Raw genomic sequence first — 12,932 nt, 5'->3', positions numbered from 1 at the left:
GCCTCAAGACCACGGCGCTGCACGGCGACAAGAGCCAGGACGAGCGCCTGAAGGCCCTGGCGGCCTTCAAGGCCGGCGAGGTCGACCTGCTGGTCGCCACCGACGTCGCCGCCCGCGGCCTGGACATCAAGGACGTGCCGGCGGTGTTCAACTTCGACATCCCGTTCAACGCCGAGGACTACGTGCACCGCATCGGCCGCACCGGCCGCGCCGGTGCTTCGGGCCTGGCGGTGAGCTTCGCCAGCGGCGGCAACGACGTCCGCCTGGTGGCCGACATCGAGAAGCTGATCAAGAAGAAGATCGAGCTCGAGCCGGTCGAGTTCGAGGAAGACCGTCCGCGCGGCCGCATCAACGACGGGCGCCGCCATTGGCGCGAAGAGGGCGAGGCCGGCGACGCGCGCGACGTGCTCGACACCCTCGAGCGTCCGCGCGAGCGCGCCGATTCGCGCCCGGTGCGCAGCACCCGCCCGCACCGCGCGCCCGCCGGGCCGCGCGACCCCTTCTTCGAGCAGCCCTACGAGGCGCCCGTGCGCGAGGCCGAGCCGGCCTGGGAGGCCGCCGCCAAGGCCGCCCCCGCGCGCGGCATCTCGGCCAACATCAAGACCAAGCGCAAGGTGGCCGCGCTGTTCAAGGCCACCGAAACCAGCTGATCCGTTGATCAGCCCGGCTGCCGGGCTTGCGGGCAGCCGACTTGGATCAGCTCCCGGTCCCGCAGCGTCGCACCGATGCGCACCGCGCTGAGGCAGCCGCCCCAGACGCAGCCGGTGTCGGTCGACAGCAGGTCGGGCCGTGACAGCCAGCCGAGCGTCGACCAGTGTCCGCAGGCCACGGTGGCCGAGGCCGTCCTGCGGCCGGGCACGTCGAACCAGGGCATGAAGCCCTCGGGCGCGGCCGCCGCGCCGTCCTTGCTTTCAAACTCCATCTCGCCCTCGGCCGTGCAGAAGCGCAGCCGGGTGAGGGCATTGACGATCACGCGCAGCCGCTCGCTGCCCGAGAGGGCATCGCTCCATTGCGCGGGTTCGTTGCCGTACATGGTCCGCAGGAAGTCGACCAGCGACGGGCCGCGCAGCACCGCCTCGAGTTCGGCCGCGCAGGCCATCGTGTCCTCGACGCTCCATTGCGGCAGCACGCCCGCATGCACCATCAGCAGGTCGCCGCCGCCCACGCGCTGGTGCAGCGCCATCGGCTGCTGGCGCAGCCAGTCGAGCAGCGCCGCGCGGTCGGGCGCATCGAGCACGCCGGCCAAGGTGTCCCTGCGGCCGTGCTTTTGCGCACCGTGGGCGACCCCGAGCAGGTGCAGGTCGTGGTTGCCCAGCACGCTCCGCGCTGCCGCGCCGTAGCCCTGCACGCGCCGCAGCACCTCGAGCGAGGACGGCCCGCGGTTGACCAGGTCGCCCAGCAGCACCAGGGTGTCGCGGCTGGGGGAAAAAGCGATGTCGTCGAGAAGGCGCCGCAGGGGCTCGTCGCAGCCCTGCACGTCACCGATCAAGTAAAGTGCCATGATCCCCATTCTCTCCCGCCTTCATGGACGTTTTTCTCCTGGCTTTGCTGACCACGCTCAACGCGTTGTTCGCAATGTCCGAAATGGCCCTGTCCACCAGCCGCCGCGCACGCCTCGCGGCGCTGGCCGAGACCGGGGACGCTGGCGCCGTCGCGGCGCTCAAGCTGATGGAGGATCCGACGCAGTTCCTGTCCAGCGTGCAGATCGGCATCACGTCGATCGGCATGCTCAGCGGCATCGTCGGCGAGGCGGCCTTCGCGGAGCCRCTCGCCGAGTGGATGCGCAAGATGGGCATGGGCTTCGGCACTGCGAGCGTCGCGTCGACCGCGGTGGTGGTGAGCTGCATCACCTTCTTCACGATCGTCTTCGGCGAGCTGGTGCCCAAGCGCATCGGCCAGCTCTACCCCGAGCCGGTGGCGCGCTTCGTGGCCCGGCCGATGCGCGGCCTCGCCACCGGGGCCAAGCCCTTCGTGCTGCTGCTGTCGAGCGTCACGGCCGCCATTCTGAAGCTGCTGCGCATCGACTCGAACGCGGCGCGGGTGGTGACCGAGGAAGAGATTTCCGCCAGCCTGGAAGAGGGCGTCGACGCCGGCGTGATCGAGATGCACGAGCACCAGATGGTGCGCAACGTGTTCCACCTGGACGACCGGCGCCTGTCGTCGCTGATGGTGCCGCGGGCCGACATCGAATGGCTCGAGGCCTCGTCCACGGTGGCCGAGAGCCTGCAGACGGTGTCGGCGGCCGGCGCGCTCAACCTGGTGCATTCCTGGTACCCGGTGTGCCGCAACTCGCTGGACGACGTGGTGGGCGTGATCAGCGTGGCCCACCTGTTGCGTCTGGGTCCCGCGCACGAGGGCCCGGTGGAGCAGGCGGCCCAGCCGGCCGTGTTCGTGCCCGAGACGCTGACCGGCATGGAACTGCTCGAGCAGTTCCGCTCGCGCGCCGGCAGGCTGGTCTTCGTGGTGGACGAGTACGGCGTGGTGCAGGGCCTGATGACGCCGCGCGACCTGCTGGAGGCGATCACCGGCGAGCTGCAGGTGGCGACGCATGCCGAAGCCTGGGCCCGCGAGCGTCCCGACGGGGTCTGGGAACTCGACGGGCTGATGCCGGTCTCGGAACTGCGCGCGCGGCTGGGCATCCGCGAGCTGCCGGACGAGGATCGCGGACGCTACAACACCGTGGCGGGGCTGCTGATGTTCGTCTCGGGCCAGCTGCCGGAGGTTGGCGAGCGGATCGACTGCGCGGGCTGGTGCTTCGAGGTGGCGGCGCTGGAGGGCAGGCGGATCGACCGGGTGCTGGCATTCCCGGACGCGGGGGCGGCCGATCTGGCGCCTTGAGCTTCGAATCGCTCGAGAATCTTCTCAAAAAACAGGGTCATGACGCTGAATTCTCCTGTGGGAGAATGAAAAGAATCTTCTCAAGAATCTTCTCATAGTCATGGAATCCCGCCATCGCGCCGTCCCCGACCGATTGGGCGCCGCGCTGGCGCGACGCCCGAGGGCCAGTGCGGCTGAACTGGCTGGTGAGATGGGCGTCAGCGTGCCAACCTTGCATCGCCTGCTGCAGGCGCTCGGCGACCGTGTCGTGAGCGGCGGCAAGGCGCGCCGCGCACGCTATGCCTTGAGGCGTCCGCTGCGCGGCGACCCCTCCGATCTGCCCTTGTACGCCATCGATGGCGACGGCCGGGCCACGCTCGTCGCGCGCCTGGCACCCTTGGCGCCGCAGGGCGCGCTGATGCCGATCGAGGCCGCCGGCTGGCCGGTGGTCGACGAGGCGCGGGACGGCTGGTGGGACGGGCTTCCCTATCCGCTGTACGACATGCGGCCCCAGGGCTACATGGGACGTCAGTTCGCGCGCGCGGAACATCAGCGGCTGGAGGTGTCGGCGGACCCGGGCGAATGGTCGGACGATGACATCCTGTTCGTCCTGAGTCGCAGCGGCTCGGACGTGAGCGGCAACCTGATCCTGGGCGACCTGGCCTGCGAGCGCTGGCTGCAGGCCAAGGGTTCGGAGCCCGAGCCGATTCCGGGCGCCAAGGTCGGCGCCGCCTACGCGCGGCTGGCCGAACAAGCCATCGCCCAGGGCGTGCCGGGATCGAGCGCTGCGGGTGAGTTTCCCAAGTTCTCGGCGCTGCGAGACCTGGACGGACAGGCGACGCCCCATGTGCTGGTGAAGTTCTCCGGGGCCGACGGCTCGCCCGCGGTGCGGCGCTGGGCCGACCTGCTGGTGGCCGAGCACCTGGCGCTGGAATGCGCCGCGACGATGCCCGGCGTCGAGAGCGCGCGCAGCCGCGTGGTCGCCCAGGCGGGCCGCACCTTCCTCGAGGTGGAGCGCTTCGATCGCCTCGGCAGGTTCGGCCGCAGCCGCCTCGTGAGTCTCGACACGGTCAATGCCGCGTTGATCGGGGAAAGTGCGGTCGACTGGACCCGCCTGGCGGCCCGGCTGGCCGGCCTCGGATGGCTCTCGGCGCAGGATGAATTGCGCATTCAGCATCTCTGGTGGTTCGGACGGCTGATCGCCAACAGCGACATGCATCTGGGCAACCTCAGTTTCCGGCCGCAAGGCGCCCTGGCGCTGGCGCCGGTCTACGACATGCTGCCGATGCTCTATGCGCCGCTGGCCGGCGGGGAGTTGCCGGGCCGGGAGTTCCAGCCGCCGCTGCCCTTGCCCGCCCAACGCGCTTCATGGACCGCCGCTTGCGAGGCGGCACTGATGTTCTGGAGGCGGGTATCCGCCGACAGGCGCATCAGCGAAGCCTTCCGCAAGCTCAGCGCGAACAACGCCGTGCTGCTGCGGCAGCGCGCCGAGCAAGCCTGATCCACCGCTCCTATACTGGCCCGCCCAGCCCGGAGACACCCCCCATGACCCTGCCCGCCACCACCCTCCAGCTTCGCTCCCTCGTCAGCCGCAACGGCGAACTGACGCTGTCCCTGAACGAGGAGGCGATCCCCCAGCCCGCCGCCCACGAAGTGATCGTACGGGTCGAGGCCGCACCCATGAATCCGTCGGACCTTGGCCTGCTGTTCGGCGCCGCGGACCTGCGCACGGCCAAGGCGTCGGGCACRGCGTCGAGGCCGGTCGTCACCGCCAGCATTCCGGAGGCCGCGAGGAAGAGCGTGGCCGGACGCCTGGACCAGTCGATGCAGATCGGCAACGAGGGTGCCGGCGTGGTCGTGGCCGCCGGTGCCTCGCCGGAGGCCCAGGCGCTGCTCGGCAAGACCGTGGCGGTGCTCGGCGGCGCGATGTACACGCAGTACCGCTGCATCGCCGCCGCCCAGTGCATGCCGCTGGCCGAAGGCACGACCCCGGCCGAGGGCGCGTCCGCCTTCGTCAACCCGCTCACCGCGCTCGGCATGGTCGAGACCATGCGGCGCGAGGGCCACAAGGCGCTGGTGCACACGGCCGCGGCCTCCAATCTCGGCCAGATGCTGAACCGGATCTGCCTGAAGGACGGCATCGCCCTGGTGAACATCGTGCGCAAGAAGGAGCAGGAAGACATCCTGCGCGCGCTCGGTGCCAAGTACGTGTGCAATGCCGCCTCGCCGACCTTCATGCAGGAGCTGACCGATGCGCTGGTCGCCACCGGCGCCACCCTGGCCTTCGACGCCATCGGCGGCGGCACGCTGGCGGGCCAGATCCTGACCTGCATGGAAGCGGCGCTGAACAAGACCGCGGTCGAGTACAGCCGCTATGGTTCTCCCATCCACAAGCAGGTCTACATCTACGGGGGCCTCGACCGCGGGCCGACCGAGTTCACGCGCGGCTTCGGCATGGCGTGGGGCATGGGCGGCTGGCTGCTGTTCCCGTTCCTGCAGAAGATCGGGGCCGACGGGGCGGCGAAGCTCAAGGCGCGCGTGGCGGCCGAGCTCAAGACCACGTTTGCGAGCCGCTACACCGCGGAGCTCTCGCTGGTCGAGGCGCTGAGCCTGGACCGGATCGCGGTCTATTCCCGCCACGCGACCGGCGAGAAGGCCCTGCTGAATCCCAATAAATAGCGATATTGCCCTCCGCTCCCTCACTGCGTGGGGGCGCTGCCCCCAAGACCAGGACGCTACCCCAGGGCGAGGCGGTTGCCGCCGCCGCTCGCCGTCTTGCGAGCACCGTCCGGGCCATAGAACAGCTGGACGCTCGATTGCAGGAAGTGCAGGGCGCGCTGCGTGAAATCGAGGTGTGAGTGCACCATCGAGCCGTTGCGCAGATTGCGTGCCTTGGCCTCATCGGCCAGCGCCAGCAGGCAGACCCAGGCTTGGCGCGTGGGCTCGCCGGCGGCCGCCGCGGCCGCATCGGCGCCGTCCGGTCCGGGTTCGAATCCCAGCGCCACCTGTGCGGTTTCGCGCTGGCGGTCCAGCGTGGCCATGCGGTCCAGCAGCGCGACTTTCTGTTCGGTGAGCGCGGGCAGTTCGCCAAAGCGGGCATTCGCCATGGCTTGCTCTTCCTGGTCGAGGACGCCCAGGAACTCCTCGACGCAGGATTTTTCTGCGTGCAGGTAGAGCAGCATGGTGTTCATGGCTTCAGGCCAGGGTCGAGCAGGTCGCGCACGCTGGCCAGCAGGCCGCTGGCGATCCGCTCGGGGTGGACCTCGTAGCGACCGGCGCGGATGTCCTCGCGGATCGCCGCGACGCGGGCAGCGTCGAAGTCACTGCCACCGGGCGCGCTGGGCATGGCGTGAACCTGTCCCGTGACCGGCGCCGCGGCGCTGGCGACACCGCTCTTGGAGGCGGCAGCCGCCTTGGCCGGGCGGTTGAAAGGCGTGGCCGAGGGGCCGGGGGGATCGATTTTCAAGATGATTCCTCAATGGGCTGACCCGTATATCGGCGGACGCAGCAAGAACTTTAGGCTGAAGTTTGCACAAATTTCGATCGGCAGCCCATATGGAAAACCAGGCGGGCCCCCAGGCCGGGGCCAGGCCGGCGCCGGGCCGCCCCAAGGCGGCCTGCGGCCCCCTCGGGGGCAGCGACCCACACGAAGTGGGGGAGCGTGGGGGCCATCCAGGCCGGCGCCGGGCCGCCCCAAGGCGGCCTGCGGCCCCCTCGGGGGGCAGCGACCCACACGCAGTGGGGGAGCGTGGGGGCCATCTACTGGGCCAGCCGGATCTGCCCGTCCTCGGCTGCCACGCCGGTGAGCAGGCGGCCGTCGCGGGTCTTGGCCTGTACGGTCGCGCCGACCTCGGCCCGGGTCATGGCCTTGCCTTCGGTGCTGACCGTGAAACCCTGGCCTTGCGCCACCAGCTGCACCGTCTGGCCCTGCTGGATCACGACCACGCCGCGCATCAGCTCCCTGCGCAGCGGCGCGCCGGCGGCGATGCGGTTGGCGGCCACCACGCCCTGCAGCGCCGAGGCGTCGGTGATCACCGAGCGCGGCAGGTCGCCGAGATCGMCGCTGCGCTCGACCACGTCGGCGGCGCCCAGGGCCTCGCCCGCCTCGATCGCGCGCGCGGCGGCGTAGTAGCGGCCCTCGACGGCGACCTGGGCCGGCACGAACCGGGTCCAGGCGCTGTCGCCGCGGCAGCGCAGGCCGATGGAGATTCGTCCCCGGGGCGTCGTGCCGTTGGGCAGGAAGGCCTCGAAGTCCTCGCAGGCCGGCAGCGCGCCCGCGAGCTTCACGCTGAACGTGACCTTGCCGGGCAGGCCGGTGGTCTGCTTGTGCAGCAGCTGGTCGATCGCGGACCGCGCGCCCTCGGGCAGCGCGGGCGCTGCCGCTGCGGGCGAAGCGCCCGCGAGTGCCATCAGGCCGGGCAGCACGATGCGCGAAAGGCGTTTCCAGGATGGGCGTTGTGGCATGGGCGGTCTCTCGCAGACGCGCAGGTGCTTGAAGAGAGGGAAGCGCACCGGCGCCAGGTGATTCTAGGAATCGATCCCTCGAGGCGATGGCGCGAAGTACCGGCGAAATGCCCCTTTGTTCAGCCCATTGCAAACGCGATGCGTGCATAGACTCGCTTTCCATCTGTCGCCATGCCGTCTTGTGCGGACGCGATGCCAACCGATGGAACCACATGATCGACAAGCTCGATGCGGCACTCAGCTTCAACCGCGAGGCTCTCAATCTGCGGGCCCAGCGCCAGGAGGTGCTGGCCGCCAATATCGCCCACGCCGACACGCCGAACTACAAGGCGCGCGATTTCGATTTCGCGAGCCGGCTGACGCAGGCCGTGGAGCAGGGACGGCAGTCGCAGTCCTTTGCGCTCGTGACCACCTCGTCGCGCCACATGGCCGGCGAGGCGAAGGCGATGCCCGACCAGGATCTGCTCTACCGCGTGCCGAGCCAGTCGAGCATCGACGGCAACAGCGTCGAGATGGATGCCGAGCGCATCAACTTCGCCGACAACGCGCTGCGCTACGAGTCCAACCTGACGGTGATCGGCGCCAAGATCAAGACGCTGCTGGCCGCTGTGCAGCAGTAGGAAGAGGAAAGAACGCCATGCCGTTTCCCAGCACTTCCATGAACATCTTCAACGTGGCGGGTTCCGCCATGGCCGCGCAATCGCAGCGCATGAACGTGACCGCGAGCAACCTCGCCAATGCCGAGAGCGCGGCCAGCCCCGACGGCCAGCCCTACCGCGCCAAGCAGGTGGTGTTCGAGGTCGCGGCCTCGGGCCGGCAGGACATCGGCGGCGTCAAGGTCGCCGGCGTGATCGAGGACTCGGCGCCCGCGAAGCTGGTCTTCGACCCCCGGAGCCCGCACGCCAATGCCGACGGCTACGTCGCGATGCCCAACGTCAACGTGGTCGAGGAGATGACCAACATGATCTCGGCCTCGCGCAGCTACCAGGCCAATGTCGAGGTCCTCAACACCGCCAAGACGCTGATGCTCAAGACGCTGACCGTCGGCCAGTAAACAACATCCCAGAAAGCTCCCATGGCCATCTCCGATACCTCTTCCATTTCCGGCGCCAATGCAGCCAGCGCAGCGGCTGGCACCGCCGGCGCCTCCAATGCCGACAGCGAGCAGCGCTTTCTCAAGCTGCTGGTCACGCAGCTCAACAACCAGGACCCGCTCAGCCCGATGCAGAACGCCGAGCTGACTTCGCAGCTGGCGCAGATGAGCACGGTGAGCGGCATCGAGAAGCTCAACAGCACGCTGTCGGGCCTGGTGAGCCAGACCGGCTCCAACCAGGTGCTGCAGGCCGCCTCGCTGATCGGCTACAGCGTGCTGTCGCCCGGCAACACCCTCGCCACCAAGGCGCCCGAGGAGGGCAAGGATCCGGCGGTGCAGGCCTTCGCGGTCCAGCTGCCCGGCTCGGCCGGCGATGTGCAGATCAAGATCGTCGACGCCACCGGCAAGACCGTGCGCACGATCGAGGCCGGCTCGATGACCGAAGGCGTCAACGCCGCCACCTGGGACGGCAAGGACGACGCCGGCAACGTGGTGCCGGCGGGCAGCTACAAGTTTGCCGTGGCCGCCAGCAACGGCGGCACCGCCGTCCAGGCCACGGCGCTGACCTTTGCGCAGGTGGCAGCGGTCAAGCAGGGCGCCGGCGGCGTCACTCTCGAACTGGCATCGGGCCAGAGCATCGGGCTGTCCGACGTGCGGATGTTCCTCTGAGGACCGTCGCGCGCTTTCCTCCGCCGGCGGCTTTCCGGCCGCGGGCCTTCTCTTCAATGCTTCGAACCAAGGATTCATCATGAGCTTTTCCCAAGGCGTCAGCGGGCTCGGCGTGGCCGCCGCGAACCTCGATGTGATCGGCAACAACATCGCCAACTCGGGCACCATCGGCTTCAAGTCGGCGGCCGCGACCTTCCAGGACATCTATGCGGGTTCCCGGATCGGGCTCGGTGCCTCGGTGTCCGGCGTGGTGCAGAACTTCACGCAGGGCGTGACGCAGACCAGCAGCCGACCCTTGGACGTCGCGATCCTCAGCGGCGACGGCTTCTTCCGAATGACCAGCACCAGCGGCGAAGTCATGTACTCGCGCAACGGCCAGTTCACCAAGGACAAGGACGGCTACATCGTCAACGCTGGCGGCCTGCGCCTGACCGGCTACGGCGTCAACGCCAGCGGCGGCATCAACGGCGGCACGCCGTCGGCGATCCAGATCCCGACTCAGGCCATGACGCCGAATGCGACCACCGGCGTCGACGCCGAGTTCAATCTCGATGCGCGCAACACGGTGCCGATCAAGACGCCGTTCAACGCCACCGATTCGGCGACCTTCAACTATTCCAACGCCGCCGGCCCGATCTACGACTCGCTGGGCAATGCGCATGACCTGTCGGTCTATTTCGTGAAGACCGGTGCCAATGCTTGGAGCGTCTACGGAACGGCCGACGGCGCGCCGATCAACGGCGGTGCCGCGTTGTCCAATATGACCTTCGACACCAACGGCAACCTCACGGCACCCGTGGGCGGCGCGATCACGCTGCCGGCGCTGAATTTCGCCAACGGCTCGTCGCCGGTCAACATCAAAGTCGACCTCAGCGGCACGACRCAGTTCGGCACCGCCAACGGCATGAGCAAGCTGAGCCAGGACGGCTACACCTCGGGCGTGCTGACCTCGTTCTCGATCAATCCGGACGGCACCATCACCGGCAAGTATTCCAACGAGCAGTCCAAGCTGATGGGCCAGGTCGTGCTGTCGTCCTTCGCAAACCCGAACGGGCTCGAGCCGAAGGGCGACAACATGTACGCCGAGACGCAGGCCTCGGGCTCGGCCCTCACCAGCACTCCGGGTGAAGGCACCAAGCAGGGCTCGCTGGCCGCGGGCGCGCTCGAGTCCTCYAACGTCGACCTGACGTCCGAACTGGTCAACCTGATCGTCGCGCAGCGCAACTACCAGGCCAATGCGCAGACCGTGAAGACGCAGGACCAGGTCATGCAGACGCTGATGAACATCCGCTGACGCGCGGCCCTGAACAGACGCAGTCCCTCACTACCAGGAGCACACAGTGGATCGAATGTTGTATGTCGCCATGAGCGGCGCCAAGCAGGCCATGGAGCAGCAGGCCTCGGTCGCCAACAACATGGCGAACGTCTCGACCCCGGGTTTCCGGGCGCAGATCAACAACTTCCGCGCCGTGCCGGTGGTCGGCGAGGAAGCGCCGACGCGCGCCTTCGTGGCCGCGACCACCCCGGGCGCCGACTTCACGCATGGCCCGCTGACCGAAACCGGCCGCGAGCTCGACGTCGCGGTGCGCGGCGAAGGCTGGCTGGTGGTGCAGACGCCGGGTGGCGGCGAGGCCTACACCCGCGTCGGCAACCTGCAGGTCGGTGCCGACGGGCAGGTGATGACCATGGGCGCGCGGCCGGTGGTGGGCGACGGCGGTCCGCTGGTGATCCCGCCCGGCTCGACCGTGACTATCGCCGCCGACGGCTCGATCGCGGCGCGCGGCGCCGGCGATCCGGCGGTGGGCGTGGCACAGGTCGGGCGCCTGAAGCTGGTCAACCCGCCCGTCGCCAGCCTGGTGCGCGGCGATGACGGCTTGTTCCGCATGCGCGACGGGCTGCCGCCGGCCGAGGCCGATGCCAACGTCGTGGTCGCCGCCGGCATGGTCGAGGGCAGCAACGTCAATCCGGTCGAGGCCATGGTGGCCATGATCGCYAACGGCCGCAGCTTCGAGATGCAGATGAAGTCGATCCAGACCGCCGACACCAACGCGCAGTCGGCCAACAAGCTGCTGGCCTACGGCTGAGCCGCAACACCCCCGCAGGAGTAATTCAATGATTCGTTCCCTTTATGTGGCCAAGACCGGCCTCGAAGCCCAGCAGACGCAGCTCGACGTCGTGTCCAACAACCTGGCCAACGTCGGCACCACCGGCTTCAAGCGCAGCCGCGCGGTGTTCGAGGATCTGATGTACCAGAACCTGCGCCAGGTCGGCGGCCAGACCTCCGACCAGACGCGCCTGCCCTCGGGCCTGCAGGTCGGCACCGGCGTGCACGTGGTCGCCACCGAGCGCATCCACGCGCAGGGCAACATGACCAAGACCGACAACCCGAAGGATGTGGCGATCAATGGCGCGGGCTTCTTCCAGGTGCTGATGCCGGACGGCACCACCTCCTACTCGCGCGACGGTTCCTTCCAGACCGACCGCGACGGCCAGCTCGTGACCGCCAGCGGCTTCACGATCCAGCCGGCGATCACGATCCCGCAGAACGCGACCAGCCTGACGGTCGGCCGCGACGGCATCGTCTCGGTCACCCAGGCCGGCAGCACCGCCACGGTGCAGGTGGGCCAGTTGCAGCTCGCCACTTTCCTGAACCCCGCCGGCCTGCAGAGCGTGGGCGAGAACCTCTACCACGAGACCGATTCGTCGGGCGCGCCCAACCTCGTGAACCCGGGCCTCGACGGCGCCGGCATCCTGAGCCAGGGCTATGTCGAGGCCTCGAACGTCAACGTGGTCGAGGAACTGGTCAACATGATCGCGACGCAGCGCGCCTACGAGATCAACAGCAAGGCGATCCAGAGCTCCGACCAGATGCTGCAACGGCTGGCGCAGCTGTGATCACCCCCAGGCTTGCCCACTTCGTGTGGCCGCCCACCCCCTCGCCGGGGGCAACGCCAGCGGCCCGGCAAAGCCGGTTCCGCGGAGTTCCTGGAATGGGACCGCTGCTTGCGATGGGTGCGGTGCTGCTGGCCACGGGCTGCGCCCAGATCCCGCGCGATCCGCTGGTGCACCAGCCGATGACGGCGCGTGCGGAACCGCAGGCGATCTCGCCGGCGCGCGAAGCCAGTGGCTCGATCTTCCAGGAAACGAATCGCAGCGTCGCGCTGTTCGAGGACCGCCGGCCACGCAACGTCGGCGACATCCTGACCATCGTCATCAGCGAGAAGCTCAACGCCAGCAAGAACTCCGGCGCCAACGCGAGCCGCGACGGCAGCGTGGGCGCGGCCTTCGCCTCCATTCCCAAGGTGCTCGGCGGCCTGCTCGATGGCCAGGACGCCAAGCTCTCGGGCAAGAACGCGCTCACCGCCAAGGGCGGTGCCAACGCGGCCAACACCTTCACCGGCGTGATCACGGTCACGGTCGTGGACGTGCTGGGCAACGGCAACCTGCTGGTCAGCGGCGAGAAGCAGATGGGTATCAACCAAGGCACCGAGTTCATCCGCTTCTCGGGCGTGGTGAACCCGCGCACGGTGACCGGCAACAACACCGTGCTGTCGACACAGGTGGCCGACGCGCGCATCGAATACACGGCCAAGGGCTACATCGACGAGGCGCAGCACATGGGCTGGATGCAGAGAATTTTCCTGAACGTGATGCCCTTCTGACCATGACACATTCCCTGTCCAGTCCACCTCGCGTGGCCACCCATTCCCAGGACGGCGCATCGGCGCTGCGGCGCGCCCGGATCCCGGCCTTCGTCAAGGCGGCAGCTGGCATCGGCTTCGCGGTGCTGTTCGCGCTGTGCCTGCCTCCGCCCGCGAAGGCCGAGCGCCTGAAGGAGCTCGCCAGCATCCAGGGCGTGCGCGACAACGCCCTGATCGGCTACGGCCTG

Annotated in this window: 15 protein-coding genes and 1 pseudogene; 12 read left to right on the top strand and 4 right to left on the bottom strand. The window is 68.9% G+C overall.

The annotated features are described in order from the left end of the window. Nucleotides 1-650: helicase-related protein (locus AC1D2K_RS17160; protein WP_478090039.1), on the top strand; the 650-nt coding region annotated here is incomplete at its 5' end. Nucleotides 651-658: 8 nt separating this feature from the next. On the opposite strand, the gene AC1D2K_RS17155 is transcribed toward AC1D2K_RS17160, so the two are convergent. Then, nucleotides 659-1,501, bottom strand: coding sequence for a symmetrical bis(5'-nucleosyl)-tetraphosphatase (locus AC1D2K_RS17155; protein WP_478090038.1), 843 nt, complete (start codon nucleotides 1,499-1,501; stop codon nucleotides 659-661). A gap of 23 nt (nucleotides 1,502-1,524) precedes the next feature. On the opposite strand from AC1D2K_RS17155, the gene AC1D2K_RS17150 reads away from it, so the two are divergent. From AC1D2K_RS17150 to AC1D2K_RS17140, 3 genes are all read left to right on the top strand, one after another. Next, complete coding sequence (locus AC1D2K_RS17150; protein ID WP_478090037.1) at nucleotides 1,525-2,838, top strand: hemolysin family protein; 1,314 nt, start codon at nucleotides 1,525-1,527, stop codon at nucleotides 2,836-2,838. 100 nt (nucleotides 2,839-2,938) lie between these two features. Further along, nucleotides 2,939-4,318: a type II toxin-antitoxin system HipA family toxin YjjJ gene (gene yjjJ, locus AC1D2K_RS17145; RefSeq protein ID WP_478090036.1), complete on the top strand. Its 1,380-nt coding sequence runs from the start codon at nucleotides 2,939-2,941 to the stop codon at nucleotides 4,316-4,318. Between the two features lie 44 nt (nucleotides 4,319-4,362). Further along, entirely contained in the window at nucleotides 4,363-5,496 is a 1,134-nt protein-coding gene (locus tag AC1D2K_RS17140; RefSeq protein ID WP_478090035.1) for a zinc-binding dehydrogenase, read from the top strand. 56 nt (nucleotides 5,497-5,552) lie between these two features. Here AC1D2K_RS17140 and AC1D2K_RS17135 read toward each other — a convergent pair whose 3' ends face one another. The 3 genes from AC1D2K_RS17135 to flgA all read right to left on the bottom strand — a co-directional run bounded on the left by AC1D2K_RS17135 (nucleotide 5,553) and on the right by flgA (nucleotide 7,281). Further along, nucleotides 5,553-5,999: a flagella synthesis protein FlgN gene (locus AC1D2K_RS17135; protein ID WP_478090034.1), complete on the bottom strand. Its 447-nt coding sequence runs from the start codon at nucleotides 5,997-5,999 to the stop codon at nucleotides 5,553-5,555. A gap of 5 nt (nucleotides 6,000-6,004) precedes the next feature. Beyond that, a complete protein-coding gene (gene flgM, locus AC1D2K_RS17130; RefSeq protein ID WP_478090033.1) occupies nucleotides 6,005-6,283 on the bottom strand; it encodes a flagellar biosynthesis anti-sigma factor FlgM in 279 nt (92 codons plus the stop codon). A gap of 293 nt (nucleotides 6,284-6,576) precedes the next feature. Continuing rightward, entirely contained in the window at nucleotides 6,577-7,281 is a 705-nt protein-coding gene (gene flgA / locus AC1D2K_RS17125; protein WP_478090032.1) for a flagellar basal body P-ring formation chaperone FlgA, read from the bottom strand. Nucleotides 7,282-7,493: 212 nt separating this feature from the next. Between flgA and flgB the strand changes: the two genes are divergently transcribed. From flgB to AC1D2K_RS17085, 8 genes and pseudogenes are all read left to right on the top strand, one after another. Continuing rightward, on the top strand, nucleotides 7,494-7,901 hold the full coding sequence (flgB, locus tag AC1D2K_RS17120; protein WP_478090031.1) for a flagellar basal body rod protein FlgB: 408 nt from the start codon (nucleotides 7,494-7,496) through the stop codon (nucleotides 7,899-7,901). Between the two features lie 38 nt (nucleotides 7,902-7,939). Continuing rightward, nucleotides 7,940-8,335 (top strand): flagellar basal body rod protein FlgC, encoded by a 396-nt coding sequence (gene flgC, locus AC1D2K_RS17115; protein ID WP_478090040.1) that lies wholly within the window; start codon nucleotides 7,940-7,942, stop codon nucleotides 8,333-8,335. A 21-nt stretch (nucleotides 8,336-8,356) separates the two neighbouring features. After that, nucleotides 8,357-9,043 carry a flagellar hook assembly protein FlgD gene (locus AC1D2K_RS17110; protein WP_478090030.1) on the top strand — a complete coding sequence of 229 codons (687 nt, stop codon included), beginning with the start codon at nucleotides 8,357-8,359 and terminating at the stop codon, nucleotides 9,041-9,043. Between the two features lie 79 nt (nucleotides 9,044-9,122). After that, nucleotides 9,123-10,337 carry a flagellar hook protein FlgE gene (gene flgE, locus AC1D2K_RS17105; RefSeq protein WP_478090029.1) on the top strand — a complete coding sequence of 405 codons (1,215 nt, stop codon included), beginning with the start codon at nucleotides 9,123-9,125 and terminating at the stop codon, nucleotides 10,335-10,337. 46 nt (nucleotides 10,338-10,383) lie between these two features. Beyond that, nucleotides 10,384-11,127: a flagellar basal body rod protein FlgF gene (locus AC1D2K_RS17100; protein ID WP_478090028.1), complete on the top strand. Its 744-nt coding sequence runs from the start codon at nucleotides 10,384-10,386 to the stop codon at nucleotides 11,125-11,127. A gap of 28 nt (nucleotides 11,128-11,155) precedes the next feature. Continuing rightward, nucleotides 11,156-11,938, top strand: coding sequence for a flagellar basal-body rod protein FlgG (gene flgG / locus AC1D2K_RS17095; RefSeq protein ID WP_478090027.1), 783 nt, complete (start codon nucleotides 11,156-11,158; stop codon nucleotides 11,936-11,938). A 95-nt stretch (nucleotides 11,939-12,033) separates the two neighbouring features. Next, nucleotides 12,034-12,705: a flagellar basal body L-ring protein FlgH gene (locus tag AC1D2K_RS17090; protein ID WP_478090026.1), complete on the top strand. Its 672-nt coding sequence runs from the start codon at nucleotides 12,034-12,036 to the stop codon at nucleotides 12,703-12,705. 2 nt (nucleotides 12,706-12,707) lie between these two features. After that, a pseudogene (locus AC1D2K_RS17085) lies at nucleotides 12,708-12,932 on the top strand (hypothetical protein); the annotation flags it as partial.

The organism is Variovorax sp. P1_H12_2 (genome assembly GCF_056405335.1).
The sequence above is the reverse complement of the archived record's forward strand: the minus strand, read 5'-3'. Positions and strand labels throughout refer to the sequence as shown.

Excerpts from the sequence above, each read along its gene's own strand:
- yjjJ (WP_478090036.1), top strand. The coding sequence starts at position 2,939 with ATGGAATCCCGCCATCGCGCCGTCCCCGACCGATTGGGCGCCGCGCTG.
- flgC (WP_478090040.1), top strand. The coding sequence starts at position 7,940 with ATGAACATCTTCAACGTGGCGGGTTCCGCCATGGCCGCGCAATCGCAG.
- AC1D2K_RS17090 (WP_478090026.1), top strand. The coding sequence starts at position 12,034 with ATGGGACCGCTGCTTGCGATGGGTGCGGTGCTGCTGGCCACGGGCTGC.
- flgB (WP_478090031.1), top strand. The coding sequence starts at position 7,494 with ATGATCGACAAGCTCGATGCGGCACTCAGCTTCAACCGCGAGGCTCTC.
- AC1D2K_RS17135 (WP_478090034.1), bottom strand. The coding sequence starts at position 5,999 with ATGCTGCTCTACCTGCACGCAGAAAAATCCTGCGTCGAGGAGTTCCTG.
- AC1D2K_RS17155 (WP_478090038.1), bottom strand. The coding sequence starts at position 1,501 with ATGGCACTTTACTTGATCGGTGACGTGCAGGGCTGCGACGAGCCCCTG.
- AC1D2K_RS17110 (WP_478090030.1), top strand. The coding sequence starts at position 8,357 with ATGGCCATCTCCGATACCTCTTCCATTTCCGGCGCCAATGCAGCCAGC.
- flgG (WP_478090027.1), top strand. The coding sequence starts at position 11,156 with ATGATTCGTTCCCTTTATGTGGCCAAGACCGGCCTCGAAGCCCAGCAG.